This window comes from Streptomyces uncialis (genome assembly GCF_001905345.1).
Classification (GTDB): Bacteria; Actinomycetota; Actinomycetes; order Streptomycetales; family Streptomycetaceae; genus Streptomyces; species Streptomyces uncialis.
Map to the genome: position 1 here is coordinate 1,163,123 of NZ_LFBV01000001.1, position 18,040 is coordinate 1,181,162.

An 18,040-nucleotide genomic window follows, 5' to 3' on the forward strand; every position below is an offset into this window, starting at 1 on the left:
ACCGTCGCTGCTGACCGTCCGACCGCCGGTCCCGGATGCGTGGTGACCAGCCACGCGGTTCATGGACTGGGCCGTACCCCCTCGGCCCACTCCCTCTGAATCCGGTACTGCGGTACTGCGGTACTGCGGTACTGCGGTGTTGCTGTGTTGCTGTGTTGCTTCACTGCTTTCCTGCGGTACTGCGGGCTGCGCTACTGCTTCGTACTGCTCACTCGGTCGGACAGTGATCTCCGTGGATCACCCGGTGTCCGCTCGGCCGGCCCGTTCCCCCACGGTCCGAAGCCTGCTGTCACACCGGCACCTGATGTGTGTCGACCACTTCGTACACGCCCAGTTCCTGGGCGCGGGCCCCGAGGGCCACCCTGCCGTTGACCTCCCAACGTTTCATCAGGTCGTGCACCCTGCGCTGGACCGTGCGGTGCCCCACACACAGACGACGCGCGACAGCGGCGTCGTCCAGTCCTTCGTGCAGCAGGCGCAGGATGCGGATCTCCGTTTCGGTTGCTTCTTGTATGACGGTCACTCTGCTCCCCGTGTGACGATCGATGGTCAGCGATAGCCGCAATCCACTCTAAGAACCACGCATCCCTCTTGGCAGGCCCACAATTTCCACCAAAGGTAAGTAAAGGGGCGGTCTAGGTGGCGCAATTGCGCCAGCCGCCCTTTGGCCCTATTGCCGACCACGCGCCGACGCCACCACCCCGTGCATACCGCCATGCAGAGACCGGCGATCCTGAATAGATTGAGCGGACGTGAGCGGCGCGGACGCCGGTGAAGGGGGACGAGGGCATGGGCGAGAGCACGGCGACGCGATTGCGGCAGCTCTTCGAGGGGCACCGGCTCACACCGACGCAGCGGCGCATCGCCCACTGCCTGGTCCGCAGGTCCGCCGAAGCGCCCTTCCTGTCCAGTGTGGAACTGGCCGAACTCGCCGGGGTCAGCCAACCGTCGGTCACCCGCTTCGCGGTCGCCCTCGGCTTCGACGGCTACCCCGCCCTCCGGCGCCGGCTGCGCGAGATCGCCCCGCCGGACGCCCGGCCCGACGCGTCCGACCACAACGCCTACCAACAGGCCGTGGCCGCCGAGATCGAGAACCTGCGACAGCTCGCCGACCTGCTCGCCGACCCCGGACCGGTCCGCCGGGCCGGGAACCTGCTCGCCACCTCCCGTCCGCTGCCCGTCCTCGGACTCCGCGCCGCGGCCGCCCAGGCGTACGGCTTCGCCTACTTCGCGGCGAAGGTGCACCCCGATGTCCGGCTCCTGGACGAGGGCGGCTCGATGCTTCCCGACCGACTCGACCGCGCGGTGCGGGCCGGGGCCACCACCTTGCTCTGCTTCGCACTGCCCCGGCATCCCCGTGAGACCGTCGACGCCCTTGAGTACGCGCGGGGCGCGGGCCTGTCCGTCGTCACCGTCGCGGACAGCGCCTTCGCTCCCGTGGCCGCTTTGTCCGACGTGCTGCTGCCCGCCGCGGTCGGTACCGGCCTGGCCTTCGACACGGCCTGCGCCCCGATGCTCCTCGGCCGAGTACTGCTGGAGGCGATGTGCGACGCCCTCCCCGACGCCCAGGCCAGCCTGGAGGACTTCGACTCACGCGCGGCGTCCCGTGGCCTCTTCGCGGAATAGGTCACGGAGCCGGGAATCCAGTCCACCGGGATTCAGCTCAAGGGAAACCAGCTCAACCGGATTCAGCCGAAGGGAATCCGTTCCGCATGTCCTCATGACGTACTCAGAAACCGCGGGTAGCCTCCCTGTCCGCCAGGAGGGTGGTGCGTGAGCGGTCGGTGGCCGTCGGCACGGAGGGTGCCGGACACCTGTGGGCGCTCCCCGGACCACCGTCACCTGCGCGAATCGCTCAAGCGGACACCTGAGGACAGCCGCGGATCGGGAGGCGGACATGGCGCGCGAGGCGAACAGCGGACGGAACGGCAGACAGGACGAGGGAGAGCAAGGCGGCCCGGGAACCCAGGGCGGTAGCCGCGGCCAAAGCGGTCGACGCGGTCGCGGCGGTCAGCGTGGCCAAGGCGCCCAACGCGGCCAGGGCGGTCCACGCGGCCAGGGCGGTCAGCGCGCCCATGGCGGGTACGGCCTCGCCAGGGTGGCCGTGGTCGTACGGGCGGGTGCCGCGCCGATGTGGTGGGCCGGTGTGCTCGCCGCCTCTGTCGGACTTCTCGTGCCCGGCCTGACCGGACGCCGTATCGGGGTCCTCGCGGGGATCGCCCTGTTCCTGATCACCGCCGCGGCCGTCGGCCGGACCGGCCTCGCACGCCACAGGGCATCGGCCGGGAGCGCCACACGCGCGGGACGCCACGATGTGCTCCAGGACCGGGCCGTGACTCTCCGGGTCTGGCGACGCGGCCACCGCTGGTGGCTCGCCCTCGCGTTCCTCGTCGCGGTCGGCGCGTCCTTCGCGGTGCCGGCCGCCCCCGGGATGGTGCTCGCCGGGATCGGCGTCGGACTCCGGCTCAAGGCGGCATCGATCGGACGCCGCGAGAGCGACGACGGCGCGTTGCTCTGGGTGCGCGCCGATCAGCTGAACGCCCGGGGCGGACGGCCCGCCGGACCGGCCGTGACGGAGTACCGCACCACGGGCCCGGCGGCGGGCGACGCCTCCCCGGGCGGGGCGCGACGCCGCGTCACGGTCTGAACCACCCGCGGGCATCGGCCGACCCGTCAGATCGTCCGGTCAGGCCGGTCAGGCCGGTCGGGCCGTCCGTCAGGGTGGCCCCGCCGGATCAGCGCCGGATCAGACCTCCAGCTCCGCCTCGATACGGCGCAGCTGGTGGCGTGCCATCGCCAGGTTGGAGCGGTCCTTGTCGAGGGCCAGGTACAGGAACAGTCCCGTGTGGCCGCGCGTCTTGATAAGGCGGATCAGGTGGTACTGGGTGCCGAGGGTGATCAGGATGTCCTCGATCTCGTCCTTCAGGCCCAGGAGTTCCATGGTGCGCAGCTTGGACCGGACGACATCGGTGTTCCCGGCGGCGGCGACCGCGAGGTCGAACTCCTTGCTGCCGCCTATCGTGCCGAGCGCCATACCGCTGGTGTAGTCGACCAGGGCCGCGCCGATCACTCCCGCGATCGAGGTCGTCGCGTCCTTGAGTGCGGTCTCGGTGTTGCTCATGGGGACGGTGCTCCTTGTTTCCGGCGGGTTCGGCGGGTTCGGTGTGCGCACTCGGCGCTGTGGTGTGCTGGTGTCGTCCGGGGCTTGGGTGTCCCGGTCCCCGGTTGTCCTCAAAGGCGGCCCCGGTGACCTAAATGACCCAATTGCCCGGCTAGGCTCTGTGACCTAGTTGACCTAGTTGACCTAGTTGACCTAGTTGGGCGCCGTCATGTGCCGCCCCGGGCGCCGCTCGCTCCTGGCCGTCTGACCGGAATCGGCACCGGCGTCGGCGGGTCGACCGGGCGGGGCGGGACGACAGGGACGGGAGGCGTCGCCGCGGCGGACGCGTCGACGAGTTCACCGATCACGGTGCTGGACCGGCGTGCCTCCAGATGGAGCCGCCCGACGTTCACACGCGGTTCGGCGAGCACGGTGAGCACCGCGTGGGCGCCCGCCGCGTAGGTGGCCACATATCCGTCGGCGCCGCGTACCAGCAGTTCGCGGAAGTGGCCCTGCCCGGTGGTCTCGGTGAGTCGGCTGCCCACGCCGAGCGCGGCGGCCGTGAGCGCGGCGACCGCCTCGGCCTCGCTCTCGGCGGCGTCCTGCGCGAGTACGAGTCCGTCGACGCTGGCGGCCAGGACGCCGGTGACCTGGGGTACCCGGCTCCGCAGGCGCCGCAGTTCACCGAGCAGTTCGGCTTCGGCGATCATCAGTTGTCTCCTCTCGGCGCGTTGCCGGAGCGGGAAGAGCCTCATGAGGCCGGGCAACGGAGGTCCATGGGGCGGGCGTTCACAGCTGGGCCTCCAAGGCATCACGGAGCCGGCGGAGAAAGGCGATGTCGGGGTCGTCGTCGGCGGGCCGCGAGGAGCGGCCGTCCCGGGGGAGCACGGGGGAGAGCGGTCGTACCGCGGGCAGTGGGTGCGCGGCCGCTCGGCCCGGGTGCGGCGGGGTCGCGGTGGCCGTGCCAGGGCCGGTCGGCCCGTCGTACGGGGAGGGCGCGGGTTCGACGAGGCCCGCGGCGGCCAGCCGGTGTATCTCGATCAGGGTGTGGAACGCCGGGCGGCCGAGCGTCCACGCGATGGCGGACGGGGTGCGGACGCCGTCAGCGAGCAGCAGCACGGCCCGCAGCCTTGACGGGACCCGCTGATCCGCTGGGGGGCGTCGCCGGACCGTCGGGGCCGTGTCGGCCCCGGGCCAGACCCCCGCGCAGGCCAGCAGCGCGCGCCGCCGCCGGGACTCCCGTGCGACGGCCTGTACGGGGACCCGCTGGACGTGGCCCAGCCAGTGCCCGGCGCCCGGGCGGAACCGGGTCGGGCCGGTCGTCGGCCCGAGCGCGAAATAGGCCGCGTCGAAGAGCGCTCCGAGATGGCACAACTGGAGGGCGCCCTCCGTGAGTCCGCCGCTGTCGACCAGGTACCGGGCCACCTGGCCGAGGGCGCCCGCCCGGTCGACGGCCTCCTGCCAGCGTTCGGGTGCGAGGGCGCCGCTCGCGGTGAGGAGGACATCGAGGCCAGGGGCGGCGGGACTCTCGGCGTGGACGACCTGGCCGTCATGCAGATAGAGGACACCGTGGTCACGAATGAGGACACCGGTGGCCGCTTCCCGCGCCAGTCGCGTGAGCATGGCGGACGGGGTGGCGGCGGTGTCCCGGGCGGACTCGTGCGTGGTGTTGTCCTCCTGTGCGGTGCGCGGTGGCCGTGGGGCCCGGGGCGCGTCCGGTTCGTCCGTCGTGCCGCGCTCCGGCGGGGGCGCGGGGTCCACCGGGACGGGTTCTGTCGGCCGCTTCATGGTGGCGGTCCTCATCCCAGCACCAGACGTTCCGCGAGACCGCGCAGCCGGATACGGGCCAGCGCCAGATTGCCGGTCTCGCGGTCCAGCCACAGGTACAGGAAGACACTGGAGTCGAATGTCGTCTCCACGAAATGGATCAGATGGAAGGCCGTTCTCGTGGTGACCATCAGGTCCTCGACGGCGGGGAGCCCGGCGGGCTCGGGCAGGTCCCCGAGAGGCGTCCGGTGGTCGTCCGGGGTGAACACGCTGTACTCGGCCGCGGCGCGTGCCATCTCGGCGGTTTCCACCGCTGTCGCCTCGTGGTCGCCGCCTGCGGACTCCCCGACGGAACCGAGGGCGAGACCGCTGGTCCAGTCGACGATGGCCGCGCCCCGCGCGCCGGGCAGTGTCATCGCTTCCAGCAGGCACGCGTCGATTCCGGGCACGCCGCTTCCCTCCGCTCGGTCCGTGCGGGCGTTCGTCCATCAGTTCAGGGTGTCGCCCGTCCCGGTGGCCGGGACGCTACGCAACGCACCCACATCTGTGGGGCGGTCCGACGTTTTCCAGAGCAACCTGCACGAGAATGATCGACTCTGATCACGGAAAGAGGGATTCCGGTCGAATGGTGAAAGGAAAACTTCGTATGAGAGGGGTGAAATGGTGCGTGGGTGGCGTGGGTGACTCCCGCGCCCGGCGCTCGCTAGAAGTCGAGCGCCTTCGCGTGCGCCCCGCCCGCCTCCGCGACGACCTCGGCGATCGTCTGCGCGGACCGTACCGTCGCGAAACTCACCCCCAAGGGTGACGCGTCGTCATCGGCGTCCGAGGGCGCGGTGATCCGATCCGGTCCCGGACGGTCCGAATCGGTCAGGAAGCCATGGACGGCGGGCCGCGCGAGCGAGTTGTACGCGTAGTGATGCGCGAAGTAGTACGCCCCGGTGTCCAGCGCGGCGATGTGGTCACCCGGGGCCAGACGGGGAAGCGGGCGCCCCTCGGCCAGCAGGTCGCCCGCGAAGCACGCGGGGCCCGCGATGTCCTGGGGCTCGACGGGCGTGGTGCGTGGCCGTCCCCGCTCGTCGTACGCGGCGATCCGCAACGGCCACTGCGCGGGCGCGTAGACCGTACGGGCCGCGATCTGCGCCCCCGCGTGGGTGACCGCGATCCGCCGTCCGCCCGCCGACTTGGTGTACTCGACCCTGGCCAGTACGAAGCCGTGCTTGGCCAGCAGGGACCGCCCGAACTCCGTGACCAGTCCGTACCGGCCGTCGAACAGCTCCGGCACCTCGCGGGCGAGCAGCCGCGCGTAGCGCGCGAACGTCGGCGTCTGCGTGTCCGACGTGAAGTCGACGGGCAGCCCGCCACCGATGTCGATCGTGTCGACCCGCCGGTGTCCCGCGCGCGCGTTGATCTCCTCGGCGAGCGCGTATGTCTCCGCCACGCCCTGGACCATGAGAGCGAGCGGCACGCCTTGGGAGCCCGTATGGGTGTGCAGCCGGGTGAGCCACGGCCGGGCGAGGAAGGCGCGCACGGCGCGCTCCCGCGCGCCCGGGTCCTTCAGCGCGACGCCGAACTTGGAGGTCGGGGTCGCGGTGGACAGCGCGTCGATCGAGCCGCCGCCGATCTGCGGGTTCACCCGGAGCCCCAGCGGCGGCAGCCGCCGCGCGCCGTCGGGCTCCCTGTCCGCTTCGGGGGTGTCCGCTGCGATCGTCATACCGGTCAGGGTCGCGACCAGGGCGTCGAGCCGGGCGAGTTCCTGGAAGTTGTCCGCGTTGACCGCGATACCGAGGGTCAGCGCCTCACGGAGTTCGGCCTCGGTCTTCGCGGGGGAGTCGAGGACCGTGTGCCGGGCGGTGACCCCGGCGGCCCGCGCCAGGGCCAGCTCGCCGGGGCTGGCGACCTCCGCGCCGACGCCTTCGTCCCGCAGCAGCCGCAGGACCGGGACCAGGGGCGCGGCCTTCACCGCGAACGTGTGCAGGACGGGGGTGCCCGGGGCGACGACCTCGGCGAAGGCGTTCCGCAGGTCCCTGACCCCCGCCCGGATGCCCACCACGTCCAGCAGAGCCGCGATCGGCTCCTGGGCACTCACCAGCCCCCGCGCCACGGCCGCCCGTACGGCGGTGTCCCTGCGGGCGGCGGAGGCCGGTCCGTCGGCGGCGGAGGGGTTCTCGTCGGGGTGACCGGAGGGGCGGCCGGAGGGGCGGTCGGTGTACGGGTGCGCTTCGCGTTCCGTCATGCGTTCCAGCGAACCATGCGGACAGCGGGACCGGCACGGTGTCCTGAACGGGCCGACCTATTGACTGGCTCTATTCATAAGATCAGGATGTGAATGGAATCGACAACACAGGGCTCGCGACATCCGGCGGCACCGCCCCCGAGGAGGCAGACCATGTCAGGACCCCGCCCCGTACGAGCACCACGAGGTACGGAACTGAGTGCCCTGGGATGGCCGCAGGAAGCCGCCCTGCGGATGCTCCAGAACAACCTCGACCCGGAAGTGGCCGAACACCCCGACCAGCTCGTCGTCTACGGCGGCACCGGTAAAGCGGCCAGGGACTGGAACTCCTTCGACGCGATGGTCCGCACCCTGCGGACCCTCAAACAGGACGAGACCATGCTCGTCCAGTCCGGCCGTCCCGTCGGGGTCATGACGACCCACGAATGGGCACCGCGTGTCCTCATCGCCAACTCCAACCTCGTCGGCGACTGGGCCAACTGGGAGGAGTTCCGCCGCCTCGAAGCCCTCGGACTCACCATGTACGGCCAGATGACGGCGGGTTCCTGGATCTACATCGGCACCCAGGGCATCCTCCAGGGCACGTACGAGACCTTCGCGGCCGTCGCGGCCAAACGGTTCGGCGGCACACTCGCCGGGACCATCACCCTCACCGCCGGCCTCGGCGGCATGGGCGGCGCCCAGCCCCTCGCGGTCACCATGAACGACGGCGTGGCCATCTGCGTCGACTGCGACCCGCGTGCCATCGAGCGACGCATCGAGCACCGCTACCTCGATGTCCGCGCCGATTCCCCGGAACACGCCCTCCAGCTCGCCATCGAGGCCAGGGACGCCCGCCGCCCGCTCTCCATCGGCCTGCTCGGCAACGCGGCCGACCTGCTGCCCCGGCTGCTCGCCGAAGGCGCCCCGATCGACATCGTCACCGACCAGACCTCCGCCCACGACCCCCTCGCCTACCTCCCGCAGGGCGTCGACCTCGCGGACATGGCGACATACGCGGAGCAGAAGCCCGCCGAGTTCACCGCCCGCGCGCGGGAGTCGATGGCCCGCCATGTGGAGGCGATGGTCGGCTTCATGGACGCGGGCGCCGAGGTCTTCGACTACGGCAACAGCATCCGCGGCGAGGCCAAGCTCGCGGGATACGAGCGCGCGTTCGCGTTCCCCGGCTTCGTCCCGGCCTATATCCGGCCGCTGTTCAACGAGGGCAAGGGGCCCTTCCGCTGGGCGGCCCTGTCCGGTGACCCCAAGGACATCGCGGCCACCGACCGAGCCATCCTCGACCTCTTTCCCGAGAACGAGTCACTGCGCCGCTGGATCACCCTCGCGGGTGAACGCGTCCACTTCCAGGGACTGCCCGCCCGCATCTGCTGGCTCGGCTACGGCGAACGTGACCGCGCGGGCGAACGGTTCAACGACATGGTCGCCAGCGGCGAACTCGCCGCCCCGCTCGCCATCGGACGCGACCACCTCGACTGCGGCTCCGTCGCCTCCCCCTACCGCGAGACCGAGGCCATGCTCGACGGCTCCGACGCCATCGCCGACTGGCCGCTGCTCAACGCCATGGTCAACGTCGCCTCCGGCGCCTCCTGGGTCTCCCTGCATCACGGCGGCGGCGTCGGCATGGGCCGCTCGATCCACGCCGGCCAGGTCACCGTCGCCGACGGCACGCCCCTCGCGGGCGAGAAGATCCGCCGTGTCCTCACCAACGACCCCGGTATGGGCGTGATCCGCCATGTGGACGCCGGGTACGAGAAGGCACGGCAGGTCGCCGACGAACGCGGTGTGCGGGTGCCGATGGAGGAGGGCGAGTGACCTTCCAGGAGATGTGGCGGGACCTCGCCCCGCTCGGCCGGGACCCCCGCACCGGCGGCTACCGCCGCTACGCCTGGACCTCCGCCGACGCCGAGTGCCGCGCGTGGTTCCGCGCCCAGGCCGGGGCGCGCGGTCTCACCCACGAGACCGACCGCAACGGCAACCAGTGGGCCTGGCTCGGTGACCCCGCGCGCGGGGACGCCGTCGTGACCGGCTCCCATCTGGACTCCGTCCCCGACGGAGGCCCCTTCGACGGCCCCCTCGGCGTCGTGTCGGCGTTCGCCGCGCTGGACGAACTCCGCCGCAGGGGGGCGGAGTTCTCCCGACCGCTGGCGATCGTCAACTTCGGCGACGAGGAGGGCGCCCGTTTCGGGCTGGCGTGCGTCGGCTCACGCCTCACCGCGGGGCGGCTCACCCGCGAGCAGGCGTTCGCACTGCGCGACCCGGACGGCGTGTCCCTCCCCGCGGCCATGGAGGCCGCCGGACACGACCCCGAGGCGATCGGCGCCGACCCGGACCGGCTGGCCGGTATCGGCGCCTTCGTCGAACTCCATGTGGAACAGGGCCGGTCGCTCGACCTGTCCGGTGACCCCGTCGGCGTCGCGTCCGCCATCTGGCCGCACGGCCGCTGGCGCTTCGACTTCCGCGGCGAGGCCAACCACGCGGGGACCACCCGGCTCGCCGACCGCCGGGACCCGATGCTCCCCTACGCGGAGACCGTTCTCGCCGCCCGCAGATCCGCGCGGCTCGCGGGCGCGGTCGCCACCTTCGGCAAGGTGGCCGTCGAGCCCAACGGCGTCAACGCCATCCCGTCCCTGGTCAGGGGCTGGCTCGACTCCCGCGCCGCCGACCAGTCCACGCTGGACACCGTGGTCGGGGCGATCGAGGAGGCGGCTCGTGACCACGCGGTCCGCCATGGCGTGGACCTCGCCGTCGTCCGTGAGTCCTTCACCCCGGTCGTGGACTTCGAGGACACCTTGCGCGACGAGTTGTCCCATATCCTCACCCGCGACGGCAGCCGCCGCCCGATCCCCGTCCTCGGTACCGGAGCGGGACACGACGCCGGAATCCTGTCCGCTTCGGTACCGACGGCGATGCTGTTCGTACGGAACCCCACGGGCGTGTCCCATTCCCCGGCCGAGCACGCGACCGAGGACGACTGCCTGACGGGGGTGGCCGCGCTCGCCGACGTACTGGAGGGACTGGCGTGCCGATGACGGACGACACAGCGGCCATGACGGCCATGACGGCCACGAAGAGGACAGCGGCCACCAATAGGTCACCCGACACGCCCGACACCCCCGGCCCGTCCGATCCACCCGACGCGCCTCGCCTCGCGGCCACCAAGAGGACAACGTCGGACACCAATAGGTCGACCAGGTCGATCAGGACAGCGTCCAGCACCAGATCGACGAACACCACGGCCACCACCAGGACAGCGGACGCGGCAGCAGGACACCCGGGCCCGACCGACACCTACTGGCTTGAGCACGCCTGGCTGGAGCCGACGGTGGAACCGGGTGTGCTGCTGGAGGTGCACCCGGCGGACGGCCGGATCGGGGCGGTACGGACCGGGGTGGACTCACCTCCCCCCGGGGCGGAGGTGCTGCGGGGGCTGACCCTGCCGGGACTCGCGAACACGCACTCGCACGCCTTCCACCGGGCGCTGCGGGGCACGGTCCAGGCGGGGACGGGCACGTTCTGGACGTGGCGTGACCTCATGTACTCGGTCGCGGACCGGTTGAACCCGCAGACCTATCACGACCTTGCGCGCGCGGTGTACGCGGAGATGGCGCTCGCGGGGATCACCGTCGTGGGGGAGTTCCACTATCTGCATCACGCCCCGGGCGGTGCGCGCTACACGGACCCCAACGCGATGGGTGAGGCGCTGATCGCGGCGGCCGGGGAGGCGGGAGTGCGGCTGACGTTGCTGGACACGGCGTACGTGTCCTCCGGCTTCGGGGCCGCGCCCGACCACCACCAGCTCCGCTTCTCCGACGGTACGGCGGACAACTGGGCGGAGCGGGCAGAGGCGCTGCGCGACGGGCCACGGGTACGGATCGGCGCGGCGGTCCACTCGGTACGGGCGGTCCCCGCCGACCAGCTCGGTACCGTCGCGGACTGGGCGCGGGCCCGGCGGGCCCGTCTGCACGTCCATCTGTCGGAGCAGCCCGCCGAGAACGAGGCCTGCCTCCGCGCCCACGGCCGCACCCCGGCCCAGCTGCTGGCGGACCACGGGGTCCTGGGTCCCGCGACCACGGGCGTCCACAACACGCACCTCACCGCCGAGGACATCGCCCTGATCGGGGCCTCCGGTACCGGGACCTGTATGTGTCCTACTACGGAACGGGATCTCGCGGACGGCATCGGACCGGCGAAGGAGCTTCAGTCGGCGGGTTCACCGCTGTCCCTGGGCTCCGACAGCCACGCCGTGATCGACCTGCTGGAGGAGGCCCGCGCCCTGGAGCTGAACGAGCGCCTGCGGACACGTATCCGTGGACATTGGACGACCGGCGCGCTGCTCCGCGCGGCCACGTCGAACGGGTACGAGGCCCTGGGGTGGCCCGAGGGCGGTGCCCTTGTCGCGGGTGGACCGGCGGACTTCACCACGGTCGCCCTGGACACGGTGCGCACGGCCGGTCCGCCGGTGCGGCTCGCGGCGGAGGCGGCCGTGTTCGCCGGGTCGGCGGCGGACGTCCGGCATACGGTGGTCGGGGGGCGGCATGTGGTGCGGGACGGTGCGCACACCCTGGTCCCGGATGTGGCCGGCGCGCTCACGCGGGCGGTCGCCGCGCTGAATCGTGAGGCCGATTAGGACACGTGGCGTGCGTAGTTGTCCGCATTCCTGAGTGGGCGCATTGCGGCCATGCGGCCATTGAGGACAGCGGGTGACCGGATCGCTCACGGACCTGGTGGCGGACGCGGTGACGGACGTACGGACGCACGGACGCGACGACGGACGCACCGTGAGGACAGCTGAGCCCCCGCCCCCGGACCGACCCCGGGAACAGCGGCTCAGCAGCGGCTCAATGGGACCGCGCTCAGATCATGATGTCCTTGTACGCGATGTTCACCCGGTGGTCGTTGCTCGGGCCGGAGCCGAACCCGAAACAGAGCTGCGGTCGGTAGCCTCCGACGCCCGTCGTGTCGGGGACGAGCCTGATGGACATGCCCTCCGGCTCCCGGATGGTGAGGCTCGGCATCGCGCGGATGTGCTTCCGCTCCCAGGCACCGGTGTTCAGGTCGACCTTGGTGATGTGGGTGTTGCCGAGATCCGTGGGGTCGGTCGGGCCGCCGGACGCGTACTTCGACCCCTCGTACATGTACATGAACGAGCCGTAGAAGCTGAAGCCCTGGGAGGTGTAGGCCGGGGTCGGCTTCGGCAGGCTCGCCACGTGGTGCAGCGGCGTGCCCAAGGGGTTCGCGACCGCCGCGTCGAGGCCCCAGACCGCCGTCTGCGTGGTCCCGTTGCGGCCGAAGCGCACCATCACCCGTCGGTTGTGCATGTCGACGAAGGGCCGGGGCGCGCTGATGGTGCTGCCCGCGCCCGGCAGCTGGGCCGGGTTGGGCGTCCGGTCACGGAAGTTCATGGCCGTACGGTCCGCCGCGTTGTCCCAATGGAAGCTGCGCGGGGGCTGGCCGGTGGCCGGGCCCGCGTACTTGATCCGGCACAGCTTGGTGCCGAAGCCGACGTTGTCGGCGTTGGCCACCGAGTCGTACTCGATCCAGATGTACGGGGGTGAGCCCGCCACGGTCGTCTCGATCCCGATCTGCGCGGCGTGCCCGAATCCGCGCAGATACATACGCCCCAGCTTGACGCTGCCGTTCGCGCTGAGTTTGGTGATGGCGATGTCGCCTTCACGCTGGCGCGTCGAGAACGGCACCCCGTCGTCGGGGTTGTACATGACCTGGGCCACGTACCAGTGCTCGTTGAGATGGTCGTATCCCGCGCTCTGCATGATCGTCTCGCACCAGGGCGCCCGGTTCTGGATGACGATGCCGCCGGGGTCGTTCAGGTCGAACGACTGCGAGACGGGCAGAGAGAGCGCTCCCATTCCGTTCTGCCACGGCGCGGCGACGGCTCCGGGGCCCATGGCACCCGCGGCGCCCCCCAGCGCCAGGCCCGCGGCCACGCCGCCTCCCCAACGGAAGACGTTCCTACGGGTAATCGGGTCGATGACGTTCTCTTCCACTAACTTCCCTCCCCTGGGCCACAACAGTTCTCATTCACGATACAAACAGAATTGACCAACGCTCCGCGTAATTAGGCCAAAGTGTGCGCGCGGAAGGGTTGTCGCCAGCGGTGTTCAGTGCTGGTGGGGCGCGGTGCGGTGATTTGCCCCGCTGGACCGTGAATGAGGACATAGGGAGTTCTGCGGTGTCCTCATTCACGAGGCGATCTGTGTGCGGGAGCGGTTGTTCCTGGGATGGCGGCGGCCCGGTTGTCCGTGGTGTTCCGGTCGCGGCCCAGATAGCGGTCGACCTCCGCCTGGAGCCGTTCGTAGGCCGGGCTGTGGACGATCGCCTCGTACTCCGGATCAGGGAACTCCCAGCTGTGGCGCCCCGGTTGACCCGTGTACCAGGTGCAGATGTCGTGGTCAGGGCCTTGAAGCCCGTTGTCGGCCGGACAGTCCGCCAGTACGTCGAGCCCGTCCGGCACCTGTCCGTCCGACCACCGGGCCCGTACCTCGCCGCGCTCCGGGACTCCCGGTTCCCGCACCAGTTCGTGATGCTGACCCGTGGTGTGCGCCTCCAGTGGGCATCGCAGTCCGGTCGCGACCTCCATGGGGTGACCGGGCCGCTCCGGCGTGATGTCCAATGCCAGGACGATCAGCTCCAGCGGAAGTCCCGCCGTCGCGCGGCACATATGTTTGCTCATTTCCCGGTCCCCGTCGGCTCAGGGAATTGACCTCCGCGACTGCCGCTCGGAGGTCAGCCGCCGCAGTCCCTCCCCGGCGGCCTTCCGATTCTCTTCGATCACGTATTCGGTACCGACGGCAGGTTCAAGAGGCTGTATGAACTTGTCCGTTCCGAAGGCTTCGCCGCGAAGTTCCAGCGGTGGACGACGTTCGAGCCCGATGCCTCGCCATCTCGGAGTGGTCGCCGACTGTCGTGCCCGGGTTGCTTCAAATGCCTCGTACGCGCGTGAGATCTTTCGCGTAGCGAACCCCAGGGCCGCTGCCGACGAGATTCGCGCGCTGGTCCGTGCTCGGATGACCCGCCAAGAGCTCTTCCGGCGGGCATGCCCTCCTGACTTCTCGACGGTGCTGTGCGAGTCCGTCATCAGGCGCGGGGTGGGTGGGGCGCAATTGATGCGCGAGCAGCTGAGTCTGCTGCTGCCCCACGGCAAGAGGCCGACCAGCGTCGTGCAGATCCTGCCTCTCGACGCGGGCGCCCATGGGCTCATGGGAGGCACTCTCTCGCTCCTGACCCGGCAGTCCGGGGCCACCCTCGCGTACACGGAAGGCATCAGGCTTGGCGGAATCGTCGAAGATCCGGCTGATGTGCGGGCCTTGGCACGGTCATACGATGTTCTGACCGCATCGGCACTTCCGCCGGAGGCGTCTGCGGAGCTGATCCTCAACGTCATGTTGGCGCTGTGAAGCCGAACGGCCTCGCCGGCTGGGCCAAATCCAGTTACAGCGACGGAGAGGGAGGGAACTGCCTGGAGTGGCTGCCCTCGCACGGACGGACACACGGCACCGTTCCTGTACGCGACAGCAAGACAGCTGAGAGGGTCGGCCTGCTGTTCCAGGCTTCCGCCTGGCGTTCCTTCATCGCCGGAATCAAGGAGGAGCAATGAAGTCGAGGAGAGTCATTCACTGGATCAAGTCCAGTTACAGCGACACGGAGACTGCCAACTGCGTCGAGTGGGCACCGTCCCAAGCGGCGTCTCACGGGGTCGTCCCCGTGCGTGACAGCAAGGCGCCCGACCGGGCGGTGCTGGCGATAGCGCCGGCTGCCTGGGCCTGCTTCGTCACCGCGCTGCACGATGGGGAACTGGTGTACCGCTGAGCCTGATGCGCGAGGCGGGCGTGGGTCTCGTTGTCGGGCCCGCGTCCGTCCCGGGGGCACGTCGTCGGGGGTGGCGCAAGTCGGGCCGGGGTGCGTCCGGTGTATGAACGAGCCCTCTGTGTAGGGGACTTGAGTTGCCCGTGCGAGGGCTGTGGACGGATGAAGGGCGCGTCCCGGCCGGACCATTCTGGTGTGCGTGAATCAGGATTCCGGCAATCAGGGAGACACGGTGACGCAGACCGACGCCAGCAGCGCGCGGCCTTTCTCCGTGGTGAAGGTGATCAGGCGCGACCACGCCGACCCCGTGTCCCCGTACCGCTGGGAGCCGAAGCGGTCGTTCTTCGCGGTGGCCCGCCACAACCGGACAGCGCGCGGACACTGACCGTCCGCTTCCGCTGCGGCCACGCCCGGCCCCGACCTGTCCTCGTTCCCCCGTCCCGTCACCTCGCTCCCCCCACCGGCCTACCGGCCCTGCCTCAGGGCCCTCCGTCGCGCCCCGGGTGTCCGGTGGGCGGAATACTCTGGGGGGATGAGTGAGCGGGCGATGCAGGAACTGGCGCTGCTGGTGCTGACGGCCCTGGCGGACGCGCCCCGGCACGGGTACGCGATCGCCCAGGAGGTCAAGGGCATCACGGACGGCCGGGTGGTGCCGCGTACCGGAGCGCTGTACGGGGCGCTGGACCGGCTCGTGGCGGAGGGGCTGATCGAGGTCAGGCAGGAGGAGATCGTGGACGGCCGCGCCCGCCGTGTCTTCGCGCTCGCGCCCGCCGGCCGCGAGCGGCTCGCCCTGGAGACCGAGCGGCTGGCCGCGGCGGTCCGGGAGGCCAGGCGGCGGCTCGGGATCGACGGTGCCCCGGTGACCGCGTGATCGACCGCCTCCTGTGGCTCTACCCCACCCGCTACCGGACCGCGTACGGGCCGGAGATCGCCGGGACCTACCGGGACATGACGGCGGGGGCGTCGCGCGGGGCCCGGGTACGGGAGGGCGCGGATCTGGCCGCGCACGCGCTGCGGGTGCGGTTCGGGCTGCGGTCGGCGGACCCGCTGGGCCGCTTCCTCGCGACGGCCGCGCCGTTCGCGCTGGCCTCGGCGGCGGCCGTGTCCGCTGTCCGGCTGACGCGCTGGTGCGAGGGGGTCGTCCGTTCCCCGACCCCGGAGTGGTTGTGGCTGCGGACCCTCGACGGCGTCCAGGCGTTCGGCCTGCTGTCCTCATTGCTGGTCTGCCTCGGCGCGGTCGTCGCCCTCACCGGCCGATGGGCGGCGGGGGTCGCCGTCGCGGTGTGCGGGCTGGCGGGTACGGCCGGGCTCGCGATGTACGCGGAGTGGATGTACGGGGACCGGGTGTTCCTCCCGTTGATGTCCCTGGTCACCGTCGCCGTGATACTGGCGTGCCCGCCCGATCTGCGCCCCGGTGAACGGATGTCGGCGGCGGCCGGGGCCGTGGCGGCGGCCGCCTGGCTGCCGGTGGTCGTGGTGGACGCCGACCTGGTCGACGGGGTGAGCACGGAGTACGGGGCCTGGCCGCTGCTTGTCCTCACCGGCGCGGGGGTCGTTCTCGCGCTCCGCGCGCGGTCGTCGGGGCTGCGGGAACTGGGCGCGATGGCCGTGGCCTCGGCGCCCCTGGCCGCGAACGCGTACACCTTCGCCTGGCACGACGCGCGGCCCGTGGCCGCGATGTTCCTGATGCTGCCGGTCGCGGCGGGGTGCGTGGCGGCGGTCCGGGCGGCCCGGAACGCGCGCCGCCCGCGCTGACCCCTGTCCCATCCGGCACGGCTGCCCCTTGCGTCCTGTCCGGCTGTCCTCTGGCTGCCCTCCGGCTGTCCTGTATGGACATAGTCACTTCAACGGAATAGTCTCCTGAGCGTTCTATGGGGGGCGGTGAAGCCATGGGTCCATTAGTGACCCGTCCCCTCCCCGTCCCGAGCGAAAGGGCGCTCCGACGTGCCGTTCACCCTCTCCCACCCCGCCGCGGTCCTTCCGCTGCTGCGTCCGCCGTTCGTGCCGGTGGCCCTGGTCGCGGGCGCGATGGCACCGGACATGCCGTACTTCCTCGGGACCCTGGGCATACCGCTGAGCGCGGGCGACTGGTACGAGCCGTTCCTCAACGCCACGACGTCCCACTCGCCCCTCGGGGCCCTGACCGTCTCCTTGCCCGTCACTCTCGCCCTGGCCGCCGGATGGCTGCTGCTGCGCGGACCGGTCACCGAACTGCTCCCGCGCCCCGCCCCACGCCCGGCCTCCGCCCCACGCCCGGCCTCCGCGCCGCACCCGGCCCCCGCGCCGACACCCCCCGCCCCCGCCCTCACCCCCGCGCCGACAGCCTCCGTGCCCGAATCGCCGGCCGCCGTGTCCGTGGCCGAGTCCGCGTCCGGCCCGCAGGTTCGCCGCGTCGCTGATGTCGTCCGCCGTGGTGGGTGGCTGCTGCTGTCCGCGTTGATCGGTGTCGCCACGCATCTGCTGTGGGACTCGTTCACCCACCTCGACGGCTATGTGGTCACCCGGGTGGCGTTCCTGCGCGAGTCCGGGCCGGGCGGGACGACGGTGGCCCGGCTGCTCCAGCACCTCAGTACGGTGGCGGGGCTGGCGCTGCTCGCCGTCCACCTCTGGCGTCGGCGTGGCCGTACAAGCGGACGACGTGGCCGCGAGGATGACCGCTTTGGTGACGCGGGCGCGGGGGTACGTGTGAGGACACGCACCGGCCCACTCACCAGGACAGGTACTGGCCTACTTACCAGGACACGCATGGGGACGCGTACGGGAAAGGGGATGGCGCCGGGCGTCCGGTGGGCCGTCATCGGGGGACTGGTCCTGGCCGCGCTGCTGGGCGGTGCCGCTCGTACCCAGGGCATCGACGCATATCGGCATGTGACCGTGCACGACACCGACCGCCCGATCACCCGCGTGGACGCCGACGGCGTCATCGGCACCACGTATCCCGCCCGCCGGGAGAACGCCCCCTGGACGCAGGTCGCGGAGGGGCTGCTGTCGGACGGCGCGAAGGGGGCGGGTGTGTCGTTCGCCGCGGCCCTGCTGGTGTACTCCGCCGGTCGGCACCTGAGCCGCGTACCGCTCGGGTCGCGGAAGGGCGCGGGCGGGCGTTGACCCCGGGGGCG

At 71.3% G+C, this 18,040-nt stretch carries 20 protein-coding genes; 12 read left to right on the forward strand and 8 right to left on the reverse strand.

The genetic code is table 11. The features are described 5' to 3' along the window. Positions 1 to 289: 289 nt before the first annotated feature. Positions 290 to 523 (reverse strand): helix-turn-helix domain-containing protein, encoded by a 234-nt coding sequence (locus AB852_RS04985; protein ID WP_073783892.1) that lies wholly within the window; start codon positions 521 to 523, stop codon positions 290 to 292. A gap of 266 nt (positions 524 to 789) precedes the next feature. Between AB852_RS04985 and AB852_RS04990 the strand changes: the two genes are divergently transcribed. Next, the gene (locus AB852_RS04990) at positions 790 to 1,626 is read left to right on the forward strand and encodes a MurR/RpiR family transcriptional regulator (RefSeq protein WP_073785433.1); all 837 of its coding nucleotides are present in this window, start codon (positions 790 to 792) and stop codon (positions 1,624 to 1,626) included. Positions 1,627 to 2,098: 472 nt separating this feature from the next. Next, the gene (locus tag AB852_RS05000) at positions 2,099 to 2,647 is read left to right on the forward strand and encodes a hypothetical protein (RefSeq protein WP_073783896.1); all 549 of its coding nucleotides are present in this window, start codon (positions 2,099 to 2,101) and stop codon (positions 2,645 to 2,647) included. Between the two features lie 99 nt (positions 2,648 to 2,746). Here the strand turns inward: AB852_RS05000 and AB852_RS05005 are convergent, their stop codons facing one another. From AB852_RS05005 to AB852_RS05025, 5 genes are all read right to left on the reverse strand, one after another. Then, positions 2,747 to 3,121, reverse strand: coding sequence for a hypothetical protein (locus AB852_RS05005; RefSeq protein ID WP_073783898.1), 375 nt, complete (start codon positions 3,119 to 3,121; stop codon positions 2,747 to 2,749). Positions 3,122 to 3,327: 206 nt separating this feature from the next. Next, the gene (locus tag AB852_RS05010) at positions 3,328 to 3,855 is read right to left on the reverse strand and encodes a roadblock/LC7 domain-containing protein (RefSeq protein WP_073783900.1); all 528 of its coding nucleotides are present in this window, start codon (positions 3,853 to 3,855) and stop codon (positions 3,328 to 3,330) included. Between the two features lie 34 nt (positions 3,856 to 3,889). Beyond that, entirely contained in the window at positions 3,890 to 4,723 is an 834-nt protein-coding gene (locus tag AB852_RS05015) for a hypothetical protein (RefSeq protein WP_073785435.1), read from the reverse strand. Between the two features lie 176 nt (positions 4,724 to 4,899). Then, positions 4,900 to 5,316, reverse strand: coding sequence for a hypothetical protein (locus tag AB852_RS05020; RefSeq protein WP_073783902.1), 417 nt, complete (start codon positions 5,314 to 5,316; stop codon positions 4,900 to 4,902). A 254-nt stretch (positions 5,317 to 5,570) separates the two neighbouring features. Beyond that, positions 5,571 to 7,100 carry a type III PLP-dependent enzyme domain-containing protein gene (locus tag AB852_RS05025; RefSeq protein WP_073783904.1) on the reverse strand — a complete coding sequence of 510 codons (1,530 nt, stop codon included), beginning with the start codon at positions 7,098 to 7,100 and terminating at the stop codon, positions 5,571 to 5,573. Positions 7,101 to 7,253: 153 nt separating this feature from the next. Between AB852_RS05025 and hutU the strand changes: the two genes are divergently transcribed. From hutU to AB852_RS05040, 3 genes are read left to right on the forward strand one after another with little or no spacing between them, the layout of a single operon-like run. After that, the gene (gene hutU / locus AB852_RS05030) at positions 7,254 to 8,912 is read left to right on the forward strand and encodes a urocanate hydratase (protein WP_073783906.1); all 1,659 of its coding nucleotides are present in this window, start codon (positions 7,254 to 7,256) and stop codon (positions 8,910 to 8,912) included. Positions 8,913 to 8,923: 11 nt separating this feature from the next. Beyond that, complete coding sequence (locus AB852_RS05035) at positions 8,924 to 10,129, forward strand: allantoate amidohydrolase (protein WP_073785437.1); 1,206 nt, start codon at positions 8,924 to 8,926, stop codon at positions 10,127 to 10,129. Then, the gene (locus AB852_RS05040; RefSeq protein WP_245876606.1) at positions 10,126 to 11,727 is read left to right on the forward strand and encodes a formimidoylglutamate deiminase; all 1,602 of its coding nucleotides are present in this window, start codon (positions 10,126 to 10,128) and stop codon (positions 11,725 to 11,727) included. The genes AB852_RS05035 and AB852_RS05040 overlap by 4 nt, the downstream gene beginning before the upstream one ends. A gap of 226 nt (positions 11,728 to 11,953) precedes the next feature. Here AB852_RS05040 and AB852_RS05045 read toward each other — a convergent pair whose 3' ends face one another. Beyond that, positions 11,954 to 13,045 (reverse strand): hypothetical protein, encoded by a 1,092-nt coding sequence (locus AB852_RS05045; protein ID WP_073783908.1) that lies wholly within the window; start codon positions 13,043 to 13,045, stop codon positions 11,954 to 11,956. 251 nt (positions 13,046 to 13,296) lie between these two features. Next, a complete protein-coding gene (locus AB852_RS05050; protein ID WP_178390935.1) occupies positions 13,297 to 13,791 on the reverse strand; it encodes a hypothetical protein in 495 nt (164 codons plus the stop codon). Positions 13,792 to 13,990: 199 nt separating this feature from the next. Here AB852_RS05050 and AB852_RS40515 point away from each other — a divergent pair, with 199 nt between their 5' ends. The 7 genes from AB852_RS40515 (at position 13,991) to AB852_RS05080 (ending at position 18,029) form a co-directional block, all read left to right on the forward strand. Continuing rightward, positions 13,991 to 14,515 (forward strand): DUF5753 domain-containing protein, encoded by a 525-nt coding sequence (locus tag AB852_RS40515; RefSeq protein WP_245876607.1) that lies wholly within the window; start codon positions 13,991 to 13,993, stop codon positions 14,513 to 14,515. Next, complete coding sequence (locus tag AB852_RS05060; RefSeq protein ID WP_073783914.1) at positions 14,512 to 14,715, forward strand: DUF397 domain-containing protein; 204 nt, start codon at positions 14,512 to 14,514, stop codon at positions 14,713 to 14,715. Before AB852_RS40515 ends, AB852_RS05060 begins: the two co-directional genes overlap by 4 nt. Further along, entirely contained in the window at positions 14,712 to 14,927 is a 216-nt protein-coding gene (locus AB852_RS05065) for a DUF397 domain-containing protein (protein ID WP_073783917.1), read from the forward strand. Before AB852_RS05060 ends, AB852_RS05065 begins: the two co-directional genes overlap by 4 nt. Before the next feature lie 229 nt (positions 14,928 to 15,156). Beyond that, entirely contained in the window at positions 15,157 to 15,309 is a 153-nt protein-coding gene (locus AB852_RS39530) for a hypothetical protein (RefSeq protein ID WP_178390936.1), read from the forward strand. Positions 15,310 to 15,456: 147 nt separating this feature from the next. Continuing rightward, positions 15,457 to 15,795, forward strand: a complete 339-nt coding sequence (locus AB852_RS05070; RefSeq protein ID WP_073783919.1) for a PadR family transcriptional regulator — start codon at positions 15,457 to 15,459, stop codon at positions 15,793 to 15,795. Then, positions 15,792 to 16,679, forward strand: a complete 888-nt coding sequence (locus AB852_RS05075; protein ID WP_073783922.1) for a hypothetical protein — start codon at positions 15,792 to 15,794, stop codon at positions 16,677 to 16,679. The genes AB852_RS05070 and AB852_RS05075 overlap by 4 nt, the downstream gene beginning before the upstream one ends. A gap of 189 nt (positions 16,680 to 16,868) precedes the next feature. Beyond that, positions 16,869 to 18,029, forward strand: coding sequence for a DUF4184 family protein (locus AB852_RS05080; protein WP_073783924.1), 1,161 nt, complete (start codon positions 16,869 to 16,871; stop codon positions 18,027 to 18,029). The last annotated feature ends 11 nt before the right edge of the window (positions 18,030 to 18,040 follow it).

What these genes read in the sequence shown, in the direction of transcription:
- AB852_RS04990 (WP_073785433.1), top strand. Translation starts at nt 790, where the DNA reads ATGGGCGAGAGCACGGCGACGCGATTGCGGCAGCTCTTCGAGGGGCAC.
- AB852_RS05005 (WP_073783898.1), bottom strand. Translation starts at nt 3,121, where the DNA reads ATGAGCAACACCGAGACCGCACTCAAGGACGCGACGACCTCGATCGCG.
- AB852_RS05010 (WP_073783900.1), bottom strand. Translation starts at nt 3,855, where the DNA reads ATGAGGCTCTTCCCGCTCCGGCAACGCGCCGAGAGGAGACAACTGATG.
- AB852_RS05015 (WP_073785435.1), bottom strand. Translation starts at nt 4,723, where the DNA reads ATGCTCACGCGACTGGCGCGGGAAGCGGCCACCGGTGTCCTCATTCGT.
- AB852_RS05025 (WP_073783904.1), bottom strand. Translation starts at nt 7,100, where the DNA reads ATGACGGAACGCGAAGCGCACCCGTACACCGACCGCCCCTCCGGCCGC.
- hutU (WP_073783906.1), top strand. Translation starts at nt 7,254, where the DNA reads ATGTCAGGACCCCGCCCCGTACGAGCACCACGAGGTACGGAACTGAGT.
- AB852_RS05035 (WP_073785437.1), top strand. Translation starts at nt 8,924, where the DNA reads ATGTGGCGGGACCTCGCCCCGCTCGGCCGGGACCCCCGCACCGGCGGC.
- AB852_RS05040 (WP_245876606.1), top strand. Translation starts at nt 10,126, where the DNA reads ATGACGGACGACACAGCGGCCATGACGGCCATGACGGCCACGAAGAGG.
- AB852_RS05050 (WP_178390935.1), bottom strand. Translation starts at nt 13,791, where the DNA reads ATGAGCAAACATATGTGCCGCGCGACGGCGGGACTTCCGCTGGAGCTG.
- AB852_RS40515 (WP_245876607.1), top strand. Translation starts at nt 13,991, where the DNA reads ATGCCTCGCCATCTCGGAGTGGTCGCCGACTGTCGTGCCCGGGTTGCT.
- AB852_RS05065 (WP_073783917.1), top strand. Translation starts at nt 14,712, where the DNA reads ATGAAGTCGAGGAGAGTCATTCACTGGATCAAGTCCAGTTACAGCGAC.
- AB852_RS05070 (WP_073783919.1), top strand. Translation starts at nt 15,457, where the DNA reads ATGAGTGAGCGGGCGATGCAGGAACTGGCGCTGCTGGTGCTGACGGCC.